Source organism: Rickettsiella endosymbiont of Litargus connexus (genome assembly GCF_964277335.1).
Classification (GTDB): domain Bacteria; phylum Pseudomonadota; class Gammaproteobacteria; order Diplorickettsiales; family Diplorickettsiaceae; genus Aquirickettsiella; species Aquirickettsiella isopodorum.
On sequence record NZ_OZ195516.1, the window covers coordinates 207,653 to 233,538 of the forward strand.

Annotated in this window: 13 protein-coding genes; 8 read left to right on the forward strand and 5 right to left on the reverse strand. The window is 35.2% G+C overall.

What is annotated here, in order from left to right; translation table 11 throughout:
* Positions 1-304 precede the first annotated feature (304 nt).
* Positions 305-1,501 carry a hypothetical protein gene (locus ACICP9_RS00920; protein WP_395498094.1) on the forward strand — a complete coding sequence of 399 codons (1,197 nt, stop codon included), beginning with the start codon at positions 305-307 and terminating at the stop codon, positions 1,499-1,501.
* Between the two features lie 263 nt (positions 1,502-1,764).
* Positions 1,765-8,799, forward strand: a complete 7,035-nt coding sequence (locus tag ACICP9_RS00925; RefSeq protein WP_395498096.1) for an NB-ARC domain-containing protein — start codon at positions 1,765-1,767, stop codon at positions 8,797-8,799.
* A gap of 126 nt (positions 8,800-8,925) precedes the next feature.
* On the opposite strand, the gene ACICP9_RS00930 is transcribed toward ACICP9_RS00925, so the two are convergent.
* On the reverse strand, positions 8,926-9,219 hold the full coding sequence (locus ACICP9_RS00930; protein WP_395498098.1) for a hypothetical protein: 294 nt from the start codon (positions 9,217-9,219) through the stop codon (positions 8,926-8,928).
* Positions 9,220-9,420: 201 nt separating this feature from the next.
* On the opposite strand from ACICP9_RS00930, the gene ACICP9_RS00935 reads away from it, so the two are divergent.
* Positions 9,421-12,219, forward strand: a complete 2,799-nt coding sequence (locus tag ACICP9_RS00935; RefSeq protein ID WP_395498100.1) for an autotransporter outer membrane beta-barrel domain-containing protein — start codon at positions 9,421-9,423, stop codon at positions 12,217-12,219.
* A 124-nt stretch (positions 12,220-12,343) separates the two neighbouring features.
* On the opposite strand, the gene ACICP9_RS00940 is transcribed toward ACICP9_RS00935, so the two are convergent.
* The 3 genes from ACICP9_RS00940 to dapB form a co-directional block, all read right to left on the reverse strand.
* Positions 12,344-13,627 carry a hypothetical protein gene (locus ACICP9_RS00940; RefSeq protein ID WP_395498102.1) on the reverse strand — a complete coding sequence of 428 codons (1,284 nt, stop codon included), beginning with the start codon at positions 13,625-13,627 and terminating at the stop codon, positions 12,344-12,346.
* Between the two features lie 120 nt (positions 13,628-13,747).
* Positions 13,748-14,386 carry a 16S rRNA (guanine(527)-N(7))-methyltransferase RsmG gene (rsmG, locus tag ACICP9_RS00945; protein ID WP_395498104.1) on the reverse strand — a complete coding sequence of 213 codons (639 nt, stop codon included), beginning with the start codon at positions 14,384-14,386 and terminating at the stop codon, positions 13,748-13,750.
* Between the two features lie 35 nt (positions 14,387-14,421).
* Positions 14,422-15,114, reverse strand: coding sequence for a 4-hydroxy-tetrahydrodipicolinate reductase (gene dapB, locus ACICP9_RS00950; RefSeq protein WP_395498958.1), 693 nt, complete (start codon positions 15,112-15,114; stop codon positions 14,422-14,424).
* A gap of 91 nt (positions 15,115-15,205) precedes the next feature.
* On the opposite strand from dapB, the gene ACICP9_RS00955 reads away from it, so the two are divergent.
* Both ACICP9_RS00955 and pepN read left to right on the forward strand, forming a co-directional pair.
* Positions 15,206-16,084 (forward strand): DMT family transporter, encoded by an 879-nt coding sequence (locus ACICP9_RS00955; protein ID WP_395498106.1) that lies wholly within the window; start codon positions 15,206-15,208, stop codon positions 16,082-16,084.
* A gap of 10 nt (positions 16,085-16,094) precedes the next feature.
* Positions 16,095-18,734 carry an aminopeptidase N gene (gene pepN, locus ACICP9_RS00960; protein WP_395498108.1) on the forward strand — a complete coding sequence of 880 codons (2,640 nt, stop codon included), beginning with the start codon at positions 16,095-16,097 and terminating at the stop codon, positions 18,732-18,734.
* Positions 18,735-18,895: 161 nt separating this feature from the next.
* On the opposite strand, the gene ACICP9_RS00965 is transcribed toward pepN, so the two are convergent.
* Complete coding sequence (locus tag ACICP9_RS00965; protein WP_395498110.1) at positions 18,896-19,798, reverse strand: DMT family transporter; 903 nt, start codon at positions 19,796-19,798, stop codon at positions 18,896-18,898.
* 246 nt (positions 19,799-20,044) lie between these two features.
* Between ACICP9_RS00965 and ACICP9_RS00970 the strand changes: the two genes are divergently transcribed.
* From ACICP9_RS00970 to ACICP9_RS00980, 3 genes are all read left to right on the forward strand, one after another.
* Complete coding sequence (locus ACICP9_RS00970) at positions 20,045-21,550, forward strand: efflux transporter outer membrane subunit (protein ID WP_395498112.1); 1,506 nt, start codon at positions 20,045-20,047, stop codon at positions 21,548-21,550.
* A 15-nt stretch (positions 21,551-21,565) separates the two neighbouring features.
* Positions 21,566-22,717 (forward strand): efflux RND transporter periplasmic adaptor subunit, encoded by a 1,152-nt coding sequence (locus ACICP9_RS00975; protein WP_395498114.1) that lies wholly within the window; start codon positions 21,566-21,568, stop codon positions 22,715-22,717.
* Between the two features lie 73 nt (positions 22,718-22,790).
* Positions 22,791-25,874: an efflux RND transporter permease subunit gene (locus ACICP9_RS00980; protein WP_395498116.1), complete on the forward strand. Its 3,084-nt coding sequence runs from the start codon at positions 22,791-22,793 to the stop codon at positions 25,872-25,874.
* The last annotated feature ends 12 nt before the right edge of the window (positions 25,875-25,886 follow it).

The following is a 25,886-nucleotide window of genomic DNA, read 5'->3' on the forward strand; positions in this document are numbered from 1 at the left end:
TCAAATATTCTCTCACAGAAAATGCCATATATCAAATTTATAAATATAAGCCGTTATAGATTATTTATTTTTTAGAATAAGGTTTCGTGTACCAGAATTGTCCATCGATACTAACCACATGAAACTCATGACCGATGCACAATAATCAAAATCTTGTCCAGCTGGAAAAAGCTCAAACTGAACGTTTAGAAAAAGAAATTGAGTATACAATAAAAAAACAAGTAGAATAACAAAACAATAGATTAATTTTTTAAATACTAAATAATAAATTTCAGAAAGGTAATTTATAAGGAGGAAAATACCTGTGTTCCCGTCGACTAAAACGCCTACTTTATATTTAGAAGAAATGCATGGCTTAATTGAAGAGAAAAAAACGCGTAGAAAGAATTTAAATATTTTTGTTCTTAGTAGCGATGGTTATAAAAAAAACAGTAAAAGTGAGCTCAGTATTTTTTTTAAGCTTTTAACTAAAAGTATTAATAATCCTAAAACTCCGACTCGTTTTCAGCTTGCTATAGAAAATGAAAGACATTGGTTTTGTGTCGATTGTTATATTAAAAATAGTAAGGTTTATCTACTCGTTCTTGATGCTGCAGTACTCAATAGAAGTATAGAAATAATAAAAGAAGCCTCTTTAAACTTACAACCTGTAATTTTTGCTTATAGTGGACTACAAATACAATATGATTTTGAACATTGCTCTTTTTTTACTTTAGATCATCTTTTTCGCTTATCTAATAGAGATCAACATTGGGCAGATCTAACAAGCTTTAGTTCTCTTTCTCCAGGAACTATTATCTATTTTGATCATCAAATTTGTCCGAGTTCTTTAGCTTTTATTTTTAAAAACATTCAATCTTTAGAAAACTTTAGTTTGTTACCAGACTCTTTAAAAAAAACTGTAATAAATAAAAATCAAACATTAGAGCAATTTATTAATAAAAATAAGCGCTCAGTAAATTTTTTAGGCATTGAAAATAAAATAATAAATGGAGGTATTTTATTGAAAGAAAAAAAATATATGAAACGAGGCATTAATTTTTTTAATTTAAATAATGATAGTAGCCTTGTTTCAAATAGACAGGGATTTGATATTATTGGAGGAAAACTAGGAAAGTTAATAAATAGAGTTATTAATCATAAGGGAAAATTTTGTTTTAAATTTTTAAGTAAAAATAAGCTTATTTTGAAAAATAATATGCGCGAAATCTTAGATAGTATAATCTATTATGAGTTGAAAAAATTTTTAATTTTTTTAATTGAAACTGAATATTTAGACAAGGAGTATATTACAATTTCTGATGTTTGTAGTTTGATGAATAAAAATCCAGCCATGTTTAAAGCTATTTTGCAGTATGTCAAAAATTCACTAAGTTATGCGGATATTTTAGAAATAAGTGAAGAAATAAATTTATATGGAAATGATCAATGTAAAGAATATTTTTCATCTCTATCATTTAAGGAATCTTATTCATATTTTTCTTTTTCAAATATATTTTAAAATTTAAGTTATTTGCTGTAATTTTTTGAGTATTCTTGTTTGGCATAACCTTAAAAAAGTCGACAAAACAGCTAAATTTTAGTAAATTATTAATTCATACTTATTTTTTTAATAATTTAAGTATTAAAAAAATAAATTAAATAGCTGAAAAGTAGCATTCTGGGAACATTGATCTAACAATTTACTAGAATAATTTAAAAAAATTATAAATATTAGCTCATAAAAAAATTGAAATGAGATAACTAAAATAAAAGGAATTAACTATGCTAATAAAAAATGAAACGCAACAATTTTATCACTCTCTTAATGTAAATACTGTAAACGAAATAGAACGCCCCATTAAACAAAGAGTTTCTTCTCGTAATAAACGCGCTCCGGATGATGAAACGCTTGCTGGAGCTACCGTAAAAGGTGATTATACTTATTGGTTAAGTCAAGAAGATATTGCTGAAATTGCTCGAATAGAATATAACCAATTCCTTGGAGTAGGCGAGGGCAATGCTGAATTTGAAATATTAGGTTCCCTAACTCAATTATATAGGACCTCAGAGTCATTTCAATTAAAAGTACAAACGTATCAATTAAATACAGCACGGCTGACTTTAATTATTAATTTAGAAAATTTACATTGGGTAACTTTAGTTATTTCTTATAAATACGCCAATTACATCGCTTATTATGTGGATTCAAAAAATAACCCTATACCCTCTCGATATTCGCAAATGCTTATTGAGACTTTTCAAATCCAACCCTTAAGTTTAAGTCCTGGATTAACTCAACAACAAGACCATTATAATTGCGGTATATGGGCGCTCGAAAATGCAGCCGATCTCAGTAAAATGATTGACCAAAATGAATCGTTGCATTCGATTGTTAATGAATTGAACCGGCCGCGTAATAAAGAATATTTCGATATAATGCGAGTATTTTTTTCTGAAAAACTCTGTAAGGATCCAATTTGGCTAGAGCGACACCCTTCTTTTTTGCCCGACCTACAAAAAAAATTGGAACTCCCATCGCATGATGTTAGACCTGCTATAGATAAGATTGAACCTGATTCTAAACGATTTAAAACGCTCCTTACTGAAAAAGAAAATCCAACCATTTATTTAGAAATCTTTCTTGAAACCTTCATGAGTGCTTTTATAAAAACACTAGGGATCTATCATTTGCTTGCTAAAGATAAACTATTAACAGAGGAAGCATTAAAAACTGAATTGAAAACCGGCATAACAGGCGCTTTAATAGGTATAAGCGTTGCTGAAAGCCTTGTAGGTTCTATTCCTTCAGTAGTGGCTTCACTAAGAATGATTAGTAATAAGTATTTTGCATATAGTAAAAATAAGGCTCAAAAAATTACTCGCGCTTTTTCACTGCTTAAACCAGATTATTTGGATCTTATTTTAGCTGAAGCAGCCATAAATATTTTTTACAGCTTTGAAAGTCAATTTATGCAGGTAACCGATAAAGCAGGCGACAAAGTGGCTATGGAAAAATTAGCTGAGGATGCCGTTGAACGAGTATTTAGTTATATAGAAAAGACTTCGGATGAGGAGAATGTGATTATTTCTAAGGAGATTATAGAAAAAGGAGTAGTAAAAGGTTCATCAGAAAAATTCTTTGATCCTAAGCTTAAAAATATTAAGCAAGCTAGAGTGAGAGTGGCAGGATATGATGTACAAGATAAGCACAAACATGATATTCGTACCGTCAGTTTATATGAGAAAACAGGTTTAGTTGAATTCAATATCAATGATCAACCTATGAAATTTTATGCTCCCAAAAAATCTCCACGTAACCGATATGGCTATCGCCGTCTATTTGATTGGGAAAAAAAAACTAATGGAGCGTTGAAGGAGTGTTTCAAAGAAGAGTATATAGAAAAATATTTTTCTCAGTCGGAAGACCTGCTTCCATTTATTTCAAAAAATTATGATTATGTTTTACATTCCAAGACGAATCATGCATTTGCTGAAGCGCAACGTATTCTTAATAAAATTAAGAATCATTATTCTTCTCAATTTATAGTTAGACAACCTGAGAGTAAAAAACCAATTTACTTCAATTTAAGGGAACCGGTAAAAAATTTTAGTGGAAGAATTGAGATTCTAAAAAAATTACACAATATCTTAATATCAGAAAGAACAACCGCTATTGTACCCACTTGGTTTGCTTTATCGCTTTCAGGCATCTCATCTCCATTAAGCCCATCAGACAGCGATTCATCGCAAGCTTCCAGTGGTTCTCAACTGTCAATTAGTGGTTTGGGAGGAATAGGAAAGACACAATTAGCTTTACGCTATGCGGAGCTTTATGCGGAACATTATGATCATAATGTTTTATGGATTGATGCAGAAACTAAAGAAAATTTAATTTACTCATTTCAGCAACTCGCTATCAAGCTACAGATTACAACTCAAGATCAGTATGATCAAGAACAGCACTTAAAATACATTGGAGAGATTTATGATTACTTCTCAGATAAAAAAAGTCTTTTTATTTTTGATAATGTCGAGGATTACCATACGATAGAGTCGTATCTACCTAAATCTACACCTGGAAATAAACCAACGGTACTCATTACTTCGCGTTATAGTAATTGGAATAACATTGCGACTACTTTATCCTTGTCTGTATTTACAGGGCAAGAAACCGAAGAATTGATTAAGAAATCTTTAGACTTGGAAGATAATCAATACGAAAGGATAATGGAATTAAACCAACTACTTCAAGGCTTACCTTTAGCATTACAACAAGCACTTGCTTATATTAAACTAAAAAGGAACACGGACGCTAGTTTTTCTATTTTTCACTACATAGAGCTTTATAAAAGAAAACAACAAGAACTCTTAAAGTTTAATTTTTCAGATTACGCTAATGATCCTTATTTGAAGACCGTTTTTACTACTTGGATTATTACATTGGATAAAATTAAATCTTATGAAATAGGTCAAGGTGCGTTAAATATTTTAAATATCATGGCCTATTTATCTCCAGATAGTATCTCTGCTGCAAAATTTTTTCAAGTAATTCAGCTTAATCGCAGCTTTAAACTAATGGATTTAAATGAAATTATGAATTTGCTAAGTAGTTACTCCATGATTAATCCAAAAGATAATGAAGATAAATACTCTATTCACCGCTTAGTTCAACAAGTCATACGGCTTAATATCGAACAGGATTCTTCGATGTTTGAAAAAACAGTCGAAAATACGCAGCTATTTCTTTGGCATTGGGACTATGCTTTTAGAAAAGACCCAGAGAATGTTTTTCATTATCTTCATTTTCTTATCTATATGTCAGAACACACAGAGTTAGTAACTCAATTAGTATACGGCCATCCAGAAAAAAAATTTTTTGATAGTTTAATTCTTCAGGATGCAAAATATTGTCAATATTTTATTGATCTGGCTTATCTCAAATTTCCAAAGAAAAAATTTCTTAGATTTTTGGGCGATGCAATTGCTTATTATATCAAACTAGGCTGTTTTTTTTATTTATCAGAAATATTAAACTACATTGAAAACAAATGGCGTCTAGGAATTTTTTCCAAAGAAAATGTTAAATATATTTCGGAATATTTTTTAAATTTAAAAAATCCTACTTTAAAATTTATCCGATATTCAACCAATGCTGCAAAAAAACAAAATCAACAGCAATCAGTAAGTCTTTTTTTTCGTTTTCAATCAAAAATATTTGGCACTCTCTCTGAACTATATGATAGCTGCCCATCACATAGTTTAAAGAGGAGTGTTTGTGCCTTATCAGAGTCAGATCAAGATAGAATCAAAGAAATCAGTAATTCACGTACTAAAGCTCATTTTAAAAAAATAGAACAAGTATCCCGTTTTATCAGTTCAGCGTTGATGACTAAAGATACGCTATCAGCCTTGATTCAAGGTCATTTTAATGAAGTGGCCATTAATTTCGGATTAATGACTAGCAGTCTGTTTTTTGGAAAAATATCCGATAGCTTGCTCACTCAAGGAAAAAACTTAGCCTCCGATGCCAGTTTACTTGAAAAGAATTTAGGCTTGGAAAATAAAAAAGTACTCAGCATTTTATTCAATGAAAATGTATCTTCCATGGGCAAACGACAATTTTTAGGTAAAGCACTGCAAGCGGCTTCGCCATTTGTTGCTAAAGCCACCTCAATTTATTTTGCTTATAATCTTAAAAATGAAATACACGCTTATAGAATGGGAAATAAAGATGTTCTTCCGAATATCATTTCAAATAGTGTCATTTTGAGTATCGATGGCATCGAAGCCGGTATCGAGGGGGCTGAATTTCTTGGATTTATTACGGGGATATCCGCCTTCACTGGTCCTCTTGGAGAAGGAATGGCGCTAGTTGTCTGGCTAGGAGCTGAAGGGTATGCGGTTGAAAAACACGTTGAAGCCATTGAAAAATATGTGCATCTTTCTAGAGGAGAAAAATTTTTTGAGTTTTTACTTAGCACACTTCATCTGGCTCCTTTAGAATATATACAGCTTAAAGCCAATAATGGGCAATTAGTAGAACGTGCGATTAATTTTTTAAAAGATAACACCGCTATTCAGTGGTATATTTTTCCTGCTTTTACTTTTGTAGAAGATACATGCAAAATCCGTAAAGCTTTTTTAACTGAAAAAATAAATTTTACACCTGACGATAATAATCCTGACGAACCTGCTGAGGGTAATTTAATTTGTTTATCCGCCTCTCCACCTCCTTATGAGGTACTTAATATAAAAATGAAGTATTACTTATGCCATAAGACCTTAGGCGTAAGCTATGCACTAAACAGAACCGGTAATGGAACTTTAGTCGATTTAGGAGAAGGAGAGGACGAAGTCATTGCTTTTTCTCATTCCCCCACATTATTTATTGTACAAAACGGTAAAAAACGGTATCTAGGGGGTGATAATGGCAATGTATTTAATTTGCAAGGAAATTCGATTGCAGGCCTGCTTCAAGGAGGCAATGAGACTGATATACTGGTCCTGGATAAATTTCATCCTGAAAACAGTGATTATTTGCTATTTGATACGGATGGATTCTTATGCGGAAAAAACAAAGCCGCCATGCAATCGATTCCACCCTTTTGTGCGCCTGATGAGATTAGAGTCCAAATCGATCGGATCGATCACATTTACGGACGGAAAAATGAATCTGATATTTTTTATGTCAATAAGGATGTCCGTTTTATCGATGCCTACGGGGGAAAAAATCAAACACATCCCGATAATTTTTTTATCACTGATCGTTCTTATAAGAATTTAGAGTTTGTGTTAAGAAATAATACACTAATCACATTTTTATCAAACCCAACAATAGACTCGATAAGCTATCGAATTCCTTCTGGCGAGATAGGTGAGTCTTGGATTCATTATTATTTTAAAGAAACCATTCAGCATCGATTCTTCTTTGAATATTTCCTACATGAAGTTGATTTAATATCGATTCAAGATAATACAGTACATATTTCTATTTTAGTGGGTGAAGATAAAGATAAAAAAACATTTTCTCTTAGTATTTCAGAGGCTTTAATGACCTTAGAGGTCAACCAAACCCATAATACAGCACAGCATTCCAAAAACTTCTATTATTTGTTTAAAGATTTTGAAATAAAATTAATAAGTAATGAGCACTTATATGGAAAAGAAATAACCGATAACAATCAAACAATGGATGAAAAAATTAGTTTATTTAAAGCATTAGCCAATCGTTTAGAAAAAACTTTCTCTATGCAATTAATAAACAACCTCACCCTATCGATAGGTCGAGAGAAAAAACATGAGATTTTTTATATCAATGGTGCCTATGAAAATCATTTGGTGGGGAATGGAGGTGAAAATGTTTATACTATTTTGCCTGATAAAAAAATATTCTTTCCAGTTTCTAATATAGTTCTCTATGAAACCTTAAATGAAGATTCAAATGAGTTGCTCGAGCGGATAGATACGTTAGATTTACGGGAAATGATAAAGAAATATAAACAAATCTATCCAAGTGCTGTTATCTCTTCAGATGTATTTCCCTCTGGAAATGATTTAATCTTAACCTTAAGTAATGCGATTTATGCTCCGATTTATCCTGATTCTTATGACTCAAATTGTTTTGAACCTTGGCTGACGATCTTATTAAAAAATGCACTGTTTGATAATAGTCATTGGTATCAAAGACTGGATATCTTTTTTGATATTCTGCCCAAAAATATAGTTTCGCTAGACGATGAAGTTTGGAGTTTAATTACAGCACCTTTACTTTTTACTGCCGATAAAAAGATTATCGTCATTACTACTCAAGATATAGAAGAGGATACTGAAATTCAAATATTGAAAAACATTGGAAATTATGCATTCTTTCGTAATGAAACTAATCTTATACTTACTAATGCTTTTATAGTTTCAAATGATTACTGCACAATTATCTGCCGCCATTTTTATCAAGAACCGGAAATGAGAAAAAAGATATTATCGACGACATTTAAATTTTTTGACCAAGAAATTCATCCTAATGACCATCAAAAACAAATTGAGCATGCGACACATTTTCAACATTTAACTCAAATAATAACTACCAGTAATTTGAGTAGCCTACTTACACCTATGTATTTAAATTCAATAGGGATGAAAGGTCATCAGAAGAAGTTATCTCAGCCACGAGTGCGTCGTAAACGTCAAGCTCATCGAGAAGAAAAAATAGTAATCCATACCACTCAAAGCTCGACACACACAAAGAAAAATTCTAAACAAATCAATCAAACATTTTTTCATGATAGGAAACATGCTTCTCAAGCTAGTAGAATTGAGGAGAAAAACCGCATCTTAGCAATAGCAGATGATTATCTCAAGAAATATGATAGTTCTTTACGAAAAAAATCGTATCGGAATACTAAAAAACTGAATCAGAAAAAAAATAAAAATAAAAGAAAAGATGTGGGACGCCGTAAAAGACAAACTAAAATAAAAAATAGTACGGTTAAAAATTGGAATAAAGTGGTTTCTGGAGATTTTTTTCAAACCCTACCAAAATTACAGCCCCCCCCATTGGCTAATTCTAGTGCGTTGTTACCTTCCTTTCGTGATCATTTTTCTCATTCCGGTTCTGATTTTTTAGCCAGCGCGGCTAATGATACGGAGATTCACAGCCAGTCCTTATTTTTAAGTTGGATTTATCATACGCTTTGGGGTAAAAAGGCAAAACCTTTAAATTTCAGAGAAACTATCGAAATGGAGCACGAAAATCAGATATATAGGGCTATCGATAAATTTGAAAAATTACAAAATAAAAGTAGTTATTCTTGGAGTTAAGAGTATCTACTCGGAGTAGATCTAATTTTAAGTTGTGATCTTACAACGTTTTTATGGATGATCATAGCTAAGAGGTTGATAAGTCGTCATTTAAGAACCTGAAATCCCCATAAACGTGCATTATTATCAATGCGCGTATAACCACCAAATAAATAATCCTAAAATAGCGGCGTTATTTTTTATCCAGCGATAAACTAGGTCCAGTGTAACCTTGATTATCAGTACCATAAGACAACTTGGATTGGCATAAAAATTATGTGTATTATTACTGTTTAGCGGGAACATTAGATCAGCTTGACTACTATGACGGGTGTAAGCACTGGCTGATACCTGTGATGACAAGGAATTTGTTGCGTTAGTGCCTTCTGAAAAAAACAAGATAAACAAAGCTAAAGCCAGTAATTGTTTATCTTCGATCACTAGGATTTCTTGCCTAAAAGCTCCAGCCGTCAACTCTTGAGTTCAGCTATAGAAAGAATAGTAAATTTTTATAGTGGCCTTTAGAGTGAAGAGTTTTTCTTTTGGGTAAGTCTGCTAATGCGTATTAATACTTGTAAGTAAGCTGCTTTTAAATTAGTATCCGTGTAGGTTTTTTACAGGGGTAAAAGGAATTCTTCCTATATGAAAAGGATTCAATTACTTTATATTAGTGCGCTTTCGTTATTTATCACGATTTCACAGCCTTGTTATTCTGCTTGTACCCAAACGGCAAATCGACTCAATGCGACTACCGGAAGTGTTTGTACCGCTAATAACGCAATCTATACTCAAAATACCGTAGGACAAGCTGTTTTCAATTCCACTACAAACAGTGTTATTAACGCCAATTCTTCAGTAACTCTAATTAATACTTTAGCAGGGACTAACGGGATTGGTGCACGCGCACAAAATGGTGGCATAATCAATTTTAATGGTTTTGTTACGATTGAAACAGGTCGAAATACCGGCAATACCGAAGGTTCAACAGCAGCACGTGTTTCAAGTAATGGCGTTATAAATATCAATGCAGGTGCCAATATTACCACGCATGGAAGTAATTCTATTTTTACTGGCACACAACAAAATAATGGCTTATCAGCTGATGGAGGTGTGGGTAATGGACTTCTTGAGACAAGAGGAGCACTTCAACTGGATATTAATGGCTATGATAGTGAGGGAATAACGGCAACAGGTGCAAACACTAACCGAATTATTATCCATAACGATGCAAACATAATCATGCGGGGCTTAAATTCTCGAGGAATGCATGTTAATGATGGCGGTACTATTATTTCCGAAGGAAAAATAAGCATTCGTCATGAAGGTAGTACCCTTTTTCTAGGAACTCCCTCTATTGGTGTTTATGCTACTTCTTCAGGTACTGGAGCAGGAAGTATTGTTTTAAATGATTTAGATGTGGTTACGGTTAATGACAACATTCCTGGTGTCGTTGCAAATGGTTCAACGGGCAATGGTTCGCCAAGCATAACCATCAATGGCACAGCTAATATTCAAACTTTAGGTGATGATTCTCTCGGTGTGGGCGCAAATGAAAGTGGCATTGTTACTATTAACAATGCCAATATCATTTCATCGGGTACCAATGGTGTTGGAATAGGGACTCGTGATAATGACGGCATCATTAACATTGCCTCTGGTCAAATTAATGCAAAATTACATGCTATCCAAATGTTTGATGGTAATAATCAACAAATAAATCTATCGAATATTAATTTAATTGCTGAAGATGATGTTATTTTGATTGACGGTTCCACCAGTGCCAATTTACAAATAACCAATGGTATGGCTAGCGCTGTAACAGGTCAGCAGCTTTTAAATGTTAATAACACCAGTGATTTTACCGGTATTTTTTCGCAAAGTGTTTTAAACGGTGATGTTTTTGTAGAGGGTGGTTCAACTTCCACCCTATCATTACTTTCTAACACTTTATTGACTGGTAGCATGGATGGTGGTAGTGCTTTAATTGATCCGACAAGTCGATGGTTAATGACGGCTGATTCTACCATTTTAAATATGGAAAATAATGGGGTTATTGATTTTGGGAACTATAGCGGTACTTACAAACAATTGCAGATCAATAGCAATTATACTACTAACAACGGGACAATTAATTTAAATACATCGCTGGGTGCTGACAATTCATCGACCGATATTGTAGTTGTTCAAGGTAATACGACGGGGGCTGGTTTCGTAAAAGTAACTAATACCGATGGTATTGGTGCACCAACTAATGAGGGTATTAAAATCATTGATGTAAACGGTGCTTCCAATGCTACGTTTCAATTAATTGGAGACTATGTATTTGAAGGGGATCCCGCAGTAGTTTCGGGGGCTTATGCATATAGACTTTATAAAAATGGTATTAGTACACCTACAGATGGAGATTGGTATCTTCGTTCATCCTTAAAAGATAGTCCTACGCCACTTTATCAACCGGGTGTACCTATCTATGAAGCTTATGCCAACGTTTTACAATTGTTCAACTTGATGGATACCCTTCAACAGAGGGTTGGTAATAGAAGTTGGTGGGGCTCAAATAAATTTTCATCACTAAAGACTTCCAATTTAATTGAAGGTGATGGTTTTTGGAGTAAAATTGATGGAATGCAAGGTTCCTTTGAGCCTAAATTCTCAATAGCTCCATTTGATTATCGGGCTAATTTATTGAAATATACTTTAGGTATAGATAAACGTTTATTTGCAGATTCTACGGGATCACTAGTAGGTGGATTAGCTGGTCATTATGGTAAAGTTTTTTCTGACATTAATTCATATTTCGGTAAAGGTAAAATCAATGCCAACGGTTATGGGCCAACCGCAACACTAACTTGGTATGGTAACAATGGTTTTTACGTTGATGGACAAGCTCATGCCATTTGGTACGATAGTGATTTGTTTTCAAATACAAGTAATCAGACGCTTAAAAATAATAATGATGTGCAAAGTTATGCTACTAGTCTTGAAATAGGAAAACGAATTCTTTTCAATACAAATTGGTCTTTTACTCCGCAAACTCAATTTGGTTATTACCAGGTTGACTTTAATCATTTTAAAGATGTTTTTGGTGCGGATGTTTCTTTAAACAATGCCAAAAGTCTTATTGGGCGTTTAGGATTATCTGTAGATTATCAAAATAGAGAGTTAAATTCACTGGGTATAGTAGATAGGAGTCATTTATATGGAATTGCCAATCTTTATTACGATTTTTTAAATCAATATGCTATTACTGTATCAGAAACGCCTTTTAGTAGTCAAAATTATCCTCTTTGGGGTGGACTTGGTATTGGTGGCTCAAAGAATTGGAATAATGATTGTTTTTCAGTATTTGGCGAAGCTTCTGTAAATACCAGTTTAAGCCATGTTAATAACAATAATTATATCATTCTAGGGAGGTTAGGTGTGCGAATTAAATGGGATTAGTCAAGACATATCTTGTTAAGGTGGTTTTTTAGTAGCAGAATGTCAAAAAGTTCTAGCCTTGAAAAAGAACAATTTAGCTAGTTTTGTTAGTTAACCTATCTTTTCTTTCATAGGGCCTAAGTTTTTATATACTATTGATGGCAGCGTATGAATGAGGGTAATTAGGCTCACTATCTTCAGCAATATAATCTTTAAAAAAACTACTTAATTTATTAGGTAATTCAGTTTTAAAATTTTTCACATTAGAAGCGTTTAAATTTTTAATTTGATCTTTAAGCTTTTGCTTTAAAGCATGGAGTTGATTATTAACAGCAGGCGCATTCAAGCTGTTCGCTAAAGTGAGCATTTGCGGTAAATTATAAATGAGTGCTGCACCAAGATTGGCTATCCATTTTAATGCTTCAGCTAGGTTCCCTGAATAGCCTACTTCTTTTAAACTATCTGCCATGGCTTTGTGTGTGGTAAACCCTGAGAATAATGCGGGGAGTGCAAAAAGTGTAGCCAACAAAGAAGGTGTTTGCAAAGACATTAGTTTTTTACTCATCGAATTGACACCTTTAATCGAGAATCCTGCACCCGGTATCCCATTGCCAATGGCAGCGAGTGAGCCTAGTAATAGACTGATTGAGTGATGAGTCCCTAATTTTTTTTCGGATAAGTCACGCATACCAAAATAACTTATTAATAAATACGCACTAAATTGGGGAATACTGAACAAGCCAAGTCCGGCATTTAAAGAGTAATAGCTTATTTTTTGCCGTGAAGTGGATTCCTTATTGGCTGTAAGGAGAAAGATTAACTGCTCCTGTAATTCTGAATTTAATGTTTCATTTGGTTCTGATTGATGGTGTTTCTGAAACTTTTCAAATGCAAGGTTAATTTTTTCTATAAGTTTTTCTTTTTGTAAGTCGGTTTTATTTTTGAATAGAGAAGAAATGCTATTAATTAATTCCATGGAGCCTACAATATTGACACCGATATTAAGTAAGGCAGAAACTATCTGTAATATCATTAAGGGCTCATCAATATAGTTTCCTTCTTCATCGACTATATTCATAAATAAATTAGGTGCTACACACATGATAGAAAAAAATATTGCTGCTGAAAGTTGCAAAGGCAACTTAAAAAGTTTAGAAAACTGCTGCGAAAGTTCCCGATAGGCTTGTATATTAAAAAGAAAGTTAGTTCCAATTCCACTTGCTGCGGTAATCTCTTTTAGCCCGTCTGCAATGGAAGCACCTGCTTGATAAGAGGGTTCAAAATAAGTAATCACACTGACTGCCGATGCCAAAGCTATACTAAATGTTTTACAGGATATATTTTTAGTGGCCGTAATAGATTTTTGAAAAAAATTAGGAGAATGCTGTGCAGGAAGTAAAGATATTGTTTCAGCAACAACGTTTTGCATTTTATTCTCCTTGGCAAAAGTGTTATTAAGTTTTTATTGAGTTATTAATTGTAAGATAGAATAATTAATCTTTTCATAACTCACAAGGAATTAATAAAATACATAAAGGGATTTTATTTATTAGTGATTTAAACCAATAATCAGTAGATGTCTTTTTTCATCAAGATCAGCAATTCGTAAAGGTTTTGTGTCAATGAGCTTGAAATCAGTATCAAGTACATGGATCTCTTCTGCGGGATATTGGCCTTTCATGGCTAAAAAACTTCCATTTTCGCAGCATAAATGTTTAGTTTTATGTAAAAATTCATTGAGCTGGCTAAAAGCTCGACTGACTATACTATTAAAACAATATTCGGGATGATATTTTTCAACGCGCAAAGAAATGATCTCGACGTTAGTTATCGTTAAAGTTTGTATGACATGGGTTAAGAAGCGCGTTTTTTTTCCGTTACTATCTAGTAGTGCGAAACGATAGTGTGGGTGCGTCAATGCTAAAGGTATGCCCGGCAAACCGGCCCCTGTGCCGACATCTAGAATGTGTGGACCTTGCAAGTAAGGGCTAATAACAAGACTATCAATAATATGCTTGGAGAGCATCTGCAAAGGATCACGTATGCTGGTTAAGTTATGTATTTGATTCCACTTATGTAATAACAAGACATATTCAATTAATTTCTTATTGATTTTTTCATTAATGTCAAAATGATTTTTGCTTAATTGTTTTAAAAGCTCAACATGTAACTGTTTGAAATCGATCATTTGAGTTTTCCGCGCGAAGCTTTAATGATAATTTTTTATAAAAAATTTTCTAAACCATAAACTAATTTTTTTAACGACCTCACTTTTTTACAAGCCAGTAATACGCCAGGCATATACGCATTACGATCTATTGTTTCATGGGCAATAACGAGATTTCCACCGAGATGGCCGAATATTATAGCTTGTTTGGCGAGAAACCCAGGTAGACGTAGTGCATGTATCGGAACTTGATTCTTAACCGCGCCACGTGCGCCCTCTAGTGTTTCGTGAGTTTTTTTGGTGTTAGGCGATGTTTTTCTAGCGGCACTAATTAATTCAGCGGTTTTTATAGCAGTTGCAGATGGAGCGTCTAACTTTTTTTCATGATGGGTTTCTATAATTTCACATTCAGGAAAATAGTGTGCGGCTTGTTCAGCAAACCGCATCATCAATAAAGCACCTATACAAAAATTGGGTGCAATGATCCCACCTAAGTTTTTCTCAGAGCAAAGCTTTTGTAATTCATTTATTTGTTCTGGGCGCAAACCACTAGTTCCAATAACTGGATGAGTCCCTGCCAGTATAATGCTTTTGGCATTTTCAAAGACGACAGCGGCATTGGTAAAATCAATAGCAATTGTTGCTTTGCTGGACAATAGATATTTTTTAAGCTCATCGCTACTGTGAGTTTCTGCGACTAAATCGAATGCTGCATCCTGCTTAATCGTTTTAGTTGTGATTCGCCCCATGCGCCCAGCCGCGCCGTTAACAAGAACACGAATTGACACCGGAAATTCTCCTGTTGTTGCAAGGGATTGGAGTGACTATACTCTATATTTTATGAAATTATCTAGTAAAGCTAATCTTTATCTAATTTTAGCCACCTTGATGTGGGGGGTTACTTTTCCACTGACTCGAAATGCTTTGACTGAAGTTGATCCGTTTGTATTTGTGAGCTTACGCTTTGCGTTAGCAGCCTTGGTTTTGTTACCGAGCGTCTGGATTTTGTTCCATAAAACCACTCGATCTATTTTGTGTGCCAGTTTAATCATTGGTGTTCTCAATGCAGGGGCTTATCTTTGTCTAACTATCGGTTTAGAAACGGTGCATTCTGCACGTGCAGCGTTTATTACCGGTGCGAGTGTTATTGTAGTCCCTTTTTTAGCGCCTTTGTTTAAGCTAGAAAAGCCGGGTCGCTTGGATTTATTGTGTTCGGCCATAGGATTTATAGGACTTTATGTTTTAATGGATATAAAACATCTTTATATTGAGCATGGCGATTTATGGGTTTTTCTGGGTGCTATCTTTTTTTCCTTACAAATTACTTATCTACAGCGTACTAATCAATTGATTGGTGATTATCAATTATTGGCTTTTTATCAACTCTTGTTTACCGTTCCGTTTGTATTTTTATTTACTAAAGGACATTCTTTTAGTGCGGCTTTACAGCCACAAGCCTTAATTGGCATTTTATTTTGTGCTGTATTTGCGACCAGTTTGGCGTATTATTTACAGAATAAATATCAAAAATTTACCAGTGCTCCCAAAGCCGCGTTGATATTTGCTTTAGAGCCAGTATTTGCTAGTCTATTTGGTGTGCTGATTAATCAAGAAGTGCTAGCTAGAACCACGATTGTGGGTGGTTCATTCCTTTTGTTAAGTTTAATTCTACCTGCTTTAGTGAATATGAACAAAGAACCTGATCCTCTCATAAAATAATAGGTGAAAAATGACTGAATTAAAAACTACTTTTCTTAAAGATTACATTCCACCTAGTTTTTTGATCAATAGGGTTGAATTAACTTTTAAATTAAATGAAAATTTGACTCAAGTTAATTCTCGTTTGGCGCTTACTCGAAACTCGATATCAGAAAATAAAAATAAACCACTGGTTTTGCAGGGTGAGAATTGCGAATTGATTTTTATTAAGCTCGATGGTCGACTTTTATCAAATAGCGACTATCAACTTAAAGGTAATGAACTTATTATTTTTCAAGTACCCGATCAATTTAATCTTGAGATTGAAAATAGAATTAAACCTAAAGAAAATACAGCATTAAGTGGACTTTATGTTTCTCGAGGAATTTTTTGTACTCAATGTGAAGCCGAAGGTTTTCGTCGCATTACTTATTTTTTAGATCGCCCGGATGTATTGGCCCGTTATACGACTACTATTATTGCTGACAAAAAGAAATATCCCATTTTGTTATCCAACGGAAATAAAATCACACAGCAGGATTTAGAAAATAATCAACATTCTGTTACTTGGGAAGATCCGTTTAAAAAACCGAGTTATTTATTTGCTTTGGTTGCAGGCGATTTAGAATATAGTCAAAATGAATTTGTGACTCAATCACAGCGAAAAATAAATTTACAGATTTTTTCAGAAAAAGGTGAGAAAAATAAATGCCATCATGCGATGGAATCTTTAAAAAAAGCCATGCGTTGGGATGAACAAGCCTATGGTCGCGAATATGATTTAGACATATTCATGATTGCGGTCATCGATGATTTCAATATGGGCGCCATGGAAAATAAAGGACTTAATATTTTTAATGCGCAGACCATTTTGGCGGATCCGAGTTCAGCAACTGACGTAGATTATAGTTATATTACTAAAGTTGTAGGACATGAGTATTTTCATAATTGGACCGGTAATCGCATTACGTGTCGCGATTGGTTTCAATTAAGTCTTAAAGAAGGCTTGACGGTCTTTCGTGAACAGGAATTTAGTGAATCTATTGGCAATCCTGCGACTGAACGGATTAACACGGTAAGACAATTAAGAGCAATGCAGTTTGCAGAAGATGCAGGTCCTTTAGCTCATCCCGTGCAACCTGATTCTTATATTGAGATTAATAATTTCTATACCATGACCGTGTATGAAAAAGGCGCTGAAATCATTCGCATGATGAAGGTCTTAGTGGATCCAGAATTATTTCGCAAAGGTATGGATGATTATTTTACTGTTCATGATGGACAAGCAGTTACTATAGAAGATTTTGTTAAATCAATCGAGAAAGGGAGTGGTTATGATCTACAACAATTTCGTCGTTGGTATAAGCAATCCGGGACACCCGAATTACAGGTGGATTACCATTATTCACCGGAAGAAAAAACCTTTGATTTGATTCTTAAACAACATTCCCCTGCTACACCTGGTCAACCGACTAAAAAACCTTTTTATATTCCTTTAGTGATGGCTTTATTCAATCCAGCAGGCCAAGCGATTGACTTACAGTTAGTCGGTGATGATACACCTCTGGGGACGCAATGCACATTAAAACTCAGAGAATCTGAGCATGTTTTCCAGTTTGTTAACGTCGATGTTAAACCAATTCCTTCTTTATTGAGAAATTTTTCTGCTCCAGTAAAATTGAAGGTTAAGTATTCTGACAAGGATCTCGCCTTTTTAATGCAATCGGATACCGATGGCTTTAATCGATGGGATGCTGCGCAGGAATTAGCTAGTCGAATTGTGTTGCGCCGAATTCAATCCTCATCAACGTTAGAAGATTCAGCCGTTAGTGAATTGTTTAAAGGATATAAAATTCTATTTGCTGAGGATAAGCAGGACAGTAAGGATTTATTGGCAGAATTACTCAGTTTACCGAGTGAAGCTGCTTTTTCAGAACAAATGCCTATTATTGATATCGATGGTATTCATGAAGAAAGGGAATGGTTGCGTTTTCAGTGCGCTAAAAAACTAGAAAATAATTTTTTACACTGTTATCAAGCCTGCCATGATTTAAAACCTTATGTTTTTGATAAGCAGTCGGTAACGAATCGACGTTTAGCTAACATAAGTTTAACCTATCTCATGTTATTGCAAGACCCTAACGTGCATCATCTCTGTGTGAATCATTACAAAAAAGCCGATAACTTAACCGACAGGATTGTGGCATTAAGCGAAATAGTCAATCATAATTTATCGCAAAGAGATAGTTTTTTAAAAGAGTTTTATGAAAAAAATTCAGCGAATTCTTTAGTGGTTTGTAAATGGTTAGCCATACAAGCGCGTGCTCCATTGCCGGATACTTTACATCAGGTTAAAAAATTACTGAAGCATCCTGCTTTTGATTGGAAGAATCCGAATAAAATTCGATCCTTGATTGGTGTTTTTTGTTCAGAAAATCGTAGTCAATTTCATGATCGTTCTGGTGCCGGCTATGTATTTTTAAGTGAGCAAATACAGCACCTTGATCTTATCAATCCTCAGATAGCGGCGCGTTTAGTAAAACCTTTTACACAATGGAAGCGTTTTGATGTTGATCGTCAAGCCTTAATGCACGAACAACTAGAGAAGCTTATTAAAATACAGGGACTTTCTTCAGACGTGTATGAAATGGTAAGTAAAAGTTTGTTATAAACTCTTCGCACTTGAATTTTTGACTGTGTTGCCGTTCAACTCGCAATCCTCATGTATCTTGAATACACTGCGGTTGCTTCGTTTTCGCGGCGCCTTGCCAAAAATCCCATTGCTGTGAGTATAAAGTATTTTATACGACCGCATTTGAGAATTTTTGAAGATTAAATAGTCTGTTTAGCTAAAAAGATACCCACTAAGGCGATCAGCATCCCGATCATTTGACTGAAACTTAGATATTCTGAAAAGAAGTACCAACCTGCCATTGCAGCGACCATCGGTTGGATAAGCAGGGCGGTTGATGAAAAGGTAACCGGTAAATACGGTAAGGCGTAAGCGATTAATCCTTGTCCTAAAATATGTGCAAACAAAGCTAAAGCAAATAAAATAATCCATGCCATTTCTGTTTGCGGTATAGCAAGCTCACCCGATAGGCACGTGATGGTAAGTAAAGTGAGCATACTGGCAAAAGTGGATATCGCCATACTGGAAAAAGCTGTAAATTTTTTACGCGCTCGATTTAAAACTAATAAATAACTGGCATAGAAAAAGGCAGTGATAAAGGCTAATCCATCACCAATGCGGATATTTTTGTCCATATGGAAGCTGGGGTGAATTAAGACAGCGATACCTAATATGGCTAATAATAAACCAATCACTAACTTTTTTTTTGGCGGTCTGCGTAAAACAATCCATCCCCATAAAGCGATGATGATGGGTGAAAAGTTAGCAATTAAAGTCGAATTGGCGATGGTCGTATATTGAATAGAAAGATGCCATGTGGCGAGATCACCGCCAAATAAAACACCAGAAAATAATAGCCAAAGATAATCTTTTAAGGTCGGCGCTTGCTTATCATCGGGACGTGTATAGCCTTGTCCTAACGAAAGTAAAGTTAAAATGGGAAAGGCGATAGCTACGCGCCAAAATCCAGTCGCAATGGGACCCACTTCGCTTAATCGGACAAAAATAGGAGCAAAACCTATCGCTATAGCACCTATCACTAAATATAATAAGGCAAGTTTACGTTCTTTTTCTGAACCAATTCTTTTTAAATACTTGACCATAAATTAAGCTCCAATTAGAGAAATTTTTTTTTAATTTTTTAAAATTATCGATGGTAGATTTATCTCCCAATAGTTTAATTAAAGCATAGTTTGTTGTTGGCGTAGGGATAAGTTTTTTCTTATCTTGATTAGGCGTGAATGAGGTATGATTCGCTTTAATTTTTCACAAAGTTCTAAAAATATCGTCTATGATAGGAAAGTACACTTAAAAAATGTGTATATAACAGGTAAAAATGGACAGATGTAATGTGGGTTTTTTATAGGAGCTATTATCAATTTGCCATGATTGCCATGATGTTGGGTAGCCTAAGTGCTTGCCTGGTGGGGCCTGATTTTGAACCGCCTGAACCTCCGAAGATAAATCATTACACAAAACCCCCTTGGCCTTGTAGAACTGCCAGCGCACCAGGGCATGGAGGCGCTTCGCAGCAATTTATTCAAGCTAAAACTATTTCTGCAGAATGGTGGCGTTTATTTCATTCACCTAAAATAAATAAACTCATTTGCCAAGGGTTAACCAACAGCCCTAATTTAAAAGCGGCTAAAGCTACCTTATTTGAAGCACAGGAAAATCTAAGCGCGGGGATAGGTAATGGTTTGTTTCCCAATATCGTAGCTGCAGTGACCGCACAACGTGGTTCCAATGCGGGGTTTTTTAATTCATCCAATGCGGCAAGTGATACGTTAACCACCAGTGGGATTCCTACGTCCGTATTTAATCTATTTAATGCCTCAGTAAATGCTTCATATCTACTGGATTTTTTTGGAGGGGTGCGACGACAAATACAAGGGTTACAATCGCAAGTAGAGTATCAATATTTTGAACTTCGCGCGGCCTATCTGAGTCTAACGTCCAATATTGTAACGACGGCTATTACCATAGCCTCATTGCATAGTCAGATTTGTGTAACTAAACAATTGATACGGGAGCAAGCTGAGCAATTGGCAATCATAAAAAAACAATTTGATCTCGGTAGTGTTTCACAAATTGAGGTCGTTGCACAACAAACCCAATTAGCACAAACTCGAGCCGCTTTACCGCCTTTAGAAAAGAGTTGGGCACAAGCACGTCACTTACTGGCTATTTTAGTCGGTGCTTTTCCTAGTGAATGTTATGTTATTCCGTCTTTGGATTTGAATGAATTGCACTTACCGACTGAACTTCCATTGAGTGTGCCATCGGCTTTAGTTCGGCAAAGACCCGATGTGCGTGCCGCTGAAGCATTATGGGAAGCGGCTAATGCTCAAATAGGGATTGCTACGGCTAACTTATATCCACAGTTTACGTTGAATGGTTCTTGGGGAAAATCTAATTCAGTGGGTAGTAAAGTTTTTGGCTCGCAGAGTAATTTATGGAATATTGGAGGAGCATTATTTCAACCACTTTTTCGAGGAGGTGCTTTACTGGCTGAACGTCGTGCGGCTATTGCCGCTTATGATGTAGCGGCGGCACAGTATCGAGAAGTGGTGTTGCAAGCTTTTCAAAATGTAGCGGATACGTTACGGGCTATAGAAGCGGATGCTCAAGAAATGCGCGCACAAAAACAGGCCGAATCAGCGGCTTATGCTAATTTATATTTAGTGAGACAACAATTTTTTCTAGGCAGCGTTAGTTACCTTTCTTTATTGGATGCACAACGACAATATCAGCAAACACGGATTAGTTTGGTTCAAGCTGAAGCGAGTCGATATGCGGATACAGCCGCTTTATTTCAAGCTTTAGGGGGTGGATGGTGGAACTCGGATTGTTAGTAGAGGAACACAAACGTGCATAGGTTAAAAAAGCATTTTAATCGACCCATGATCATCATGTTGATCAGCGTCGGTACGCTTTTTATTCTAATTTTTGCTTATCAAACGATTAATCATTTCTTTATTCGACATGCGATGCAAAAAAATATTTCACCGGTTGTCACTGTTTCAGCTATGCGCGTTTCATATTCATGGTGGCAACCTAAGATTTTGACCTACGGTAGTATGCGTGCGGTAAACGGAGTCTATGTTACAACTGAATTAGCTGGCTTAGTGCGTATGGTTTATTTGAAGCCAGGGGCGGAAGTTAAGGAAGGAGATATTTTAGTACAACTTAACGCCGATTCAGATGTGGCATTATTGCATTCATTAGAAGCACAAGAGAAATTAGCTGAAATTATCTATCGTCGTGATAGGGCACAATTTGCTGTCAAAGCGATTAGTAAAGCCGTGCTTGATACGGATGAGCAAAATTTAAAAAATTTAACTGCACAAGTCGCTCAACAAGAAGCGATAGTCGCTAAAAAAACTTTAAAAGCACCGTTTAGTGGTCGTTTAGGTGTTTCGACTGTAAACGTAGGCCAATATCTTAATCCGGGTGATCAAGTCGTTACTTTACAAGCCTTAGATCCACTCTATGCCGATTTTTTTATTCCACAGCAGAAGTTAGTGCAGTTACATATAGGATCGATAGTTAACATTAGAACAGATACCTATCCAGATAAAATTTTTACTGGAAAAGTGACTACCATCAATCCGATTGTGGATGTTAATACGCGAAACGTGCAAATTGAAGCGACCATCGCTAATCCACAGTCTGAATTATATCCTGGTATGTTTGTTTCAGCGGAAGTGCAAACGAGTCCACTTAAACACTATTTAACTTTGCCACAGACGGCAATTAGCTTTAACCCTTATGGAGAGATCGCTTATATCGTGCAACAAAAAGGAAAGGATAAAAATGGAAAATCACAACTTAGTGTCCTACAAACTTTTGTGACGACGGGTGAAAAACGCGGCGATCAAATTGCAATTTTAGACGGTCTGAAAGAAGGTGAAATGGTCGTTACGAGTGGACAGCTCAAACTAAAGAATGGCAGTTTAGTCGTTATTAATAATTCAGTGGTGCCGAATAATAATCCAGCACCAGTAGCTATTGATGAATAAACCAATGGAATGGAAGACAAAGTGAGCTATTTTTAAAGAATGAGCTCGTTTTAGATTAAGGATAGCGGTTTTTATGCGCTTTACGGATATTTTTATTCAGCGACCTGTGTTAGCAACCGTGATTAGTTTATTGATCTTGGTGTTAGGAATACGTTCGTTAACTTTGTTGCAAGTTCGGCAATATCCTTATACTGAGAATGCCGTAATAACGGTTTCTACAGTATATACGGGTGCTGATCCTGCTTTAATTGCAGGATTTATCACGACACCACTAGAAAATTCAATTGCGCAGGCGCAAGGAATTGATTATTTAACTTCAAGTAGTACACAAGGTAGTAGTTCGATACAAGCTAATTTGCTATTGAATTACGATCCGAATAAAGCATTAACTGAAATTAATACCAAGGTCAATGCCGTTATTAATCAGCTACCTAAACAATCTCAACAACCTACGTTAAGTATTGCTATTGGTCAAACCATCGATTCGATGTATATCGGTTTTTATAGTCCGAAGTTAGCGAGCAATCAAATTACGGATTATCTGACTCGAGTGGTACAACCGAAATTACAAAGTGTTCATGGTGTACAACAGGCTGAAATTGTTGGTCAACATTTATTTTCACTCCGTGCTTGGTTGGATCCCGCTAAATTAGCTTCTTATGGTTTAGGTGCTGATGATGTGGCGAATGCACTAGCTAACAATGATTTTATTGCGGCGGTCGGACGTACCAAAGGTGATATGGTCACCGTTGATTTAACCGTAAACACCGGTTTAAACAATGTAGAACAATTTCAGAATTTAATTGTCAAAGCACAAAATGGTGCCATCATACGTTTAAAAGATGTCGCTAAAGTGACGTTAGGTTCACAAAGTTATAACACAGTGGTTAAATTTGACAACAAACCGGCTGTTTATATCGGCATTAAAGTAGCGCCGACTGCTAATGTGCTTTCTGTTATTAAAAATATAAGAAAAACTATGCCCGATATTACCGCACAATTGCCGAAAGGGTTAAACGGAAAAATTGTTTATGATGAAAGTCGCTATATCAATAGTTCTATCCATGAAGTAATGACCAGTTTGATAGAAGCTTTAGTGATCGTTACGTTGGTTATCTTTTTATTTTTAGGCTCCATCCGTTCAGTCATTATCCCGGTTATTGCTATGCCTTTATCATTAATAGGGGCATTTTTTATTATGTTATTGTTGGGCTATACGATAAATTTACTAACTTTGTTAGCCTTAGTATTAGCTATAGGTTTGGTCGTTGATGATGCAATTATTATTGTAGAAAATATTTATCGACATATCGAATTGGGTCAAGCACCTTTTGAAGCGGCTATCAAAGGGGCAAGAGAGTTGGCTATTCCCATCATTTCGATATCGGTCGTTTTAATTGCGGTTTATGTGCCGATAGGTTTCATGGGTGGATTAACGGGCGCACTGTTTACTGAATTTGCCTTTACTTTAGCGGGGGCAGTTGCGATTTCTGCCATTATTGCCTTAACGCTTTCTCCCATGATGTGCTCGCTCTCATTAAAGCCCAGCGTTAAAGATCAGCATAAAGGTTTTGTTGGTTTTATTGATGCTAAATTTGCTAAATTACGTAAATTTTATGAGCGCCTTTTACATGGGTCATTGAATAATGTATCGGTAACCATCGTATTTGCATTTATTATTTTAAGTAGTATTTATTTTTTATATGCTACTTCTAAGAATGAATTAGCACCTCAAGAAGACCAAGGAATTATTATCAGCTTATTAACTGCAGCACCTAATGCGACTTTGCAGCAAACGCAATTATATTCGAATCAGGTGTTTAAAATTTTTGAAACTTATCCTGAAACGGATCATGTTTTTCAATTAGAGGGTGTTAATGGACTGAATACCAGTATTGGTGGAATGGTCTTTAAACCATGGAATGAACGTAAGCGCACCACCAATCTATTACAACCCCAGATACAACATTTATTTGATGGTATCGCGGGAGCACGAGTGGCTGCATTTCAAAAACCTTCTTTACCGGGTGGAGGGAGTGGATTACCGGTGCAGTTTGTTATAACCACTACCGATGATTATATTAAATTAAATGATGTTTCTCAAACGTTATTAGACGAAGCGCGTAAAACGGGTTTGTTTGTTTATTTGGATAGTGATCTTAAAGTAGATAAACCTCAAACAACGATACAACTCGATCGTGATAAAGCATCTCAACTTGGGTTAACGATGGCTGATGTGGGTGATTTATTAGCTTCTGCGATGAGTGAGAATTATATTAATTATTTTAATTTTGACGGTCGATCTTACCAAGTTATCCCTCAGGTGATGCGAGGTTATCGTTTGAATGCCGATCAATTGCTTAGTTATTATTTAAAGATTCCCAATGGTTCGGCGATTCCTTTATCCACGATAGCCCGATTAAAAACTATTGTAGTACCAGAATCGATTAATCATTTTCAGCAATTAAATTCAGCCACTATTTCAGCTGTTCCTTTTCCTGGTGTGACTATGGGAGGTGCATTGCAAGGCTTGCAAAATATAGCGAAAAAAATATTTCCAGAAAACTATACTATGGATTATGCGGCTCAATCTCGGCAATATCAGCAAGAAAGTAGTGCATTAATTTTAACTTTTTTCTTAGCTTTAATTATTATTTTTCTTTGTTTGGCAGCACAATTCGAAAGTTTTCGCGATCCATTGATTATTTTAGTCAGTGTTCCTATGTCAATTTGTGGTGCACTTATTTTTATAAGTTTAGGTATAGGCGGAGCGAGTTTAAATATTTATACGGAAGTGGGTTTAGTAACTTTAATAGGTTTAATTAGCAAACATGGGATTTTGATTGTGCAATTTGCTAACGATTTACAGCAAGAAGGCCATAAAAAACGCGAAGCCATACAAATGGCTGCCGGTATTCGGCTGCGACCCATCTTAATGACGACCGCTTCGATGGTCTTAGGTGTGATTCCATTAATTTTGGCGACAGGAGCAGGTGCTATTAGTCGTTTTAATATTGGTTTAGTGATTGCATCTGGAATTTCTATTGGGACTTTATTTACTTTATTTGTTGTGCCGGCCATGTATTTATTGCTGGCTCAGGATCATCACGCTCAGACTGTCAGTGATATGCCGCAAGATTCGATTCTAGAGAGGTAAATTTATTTATTT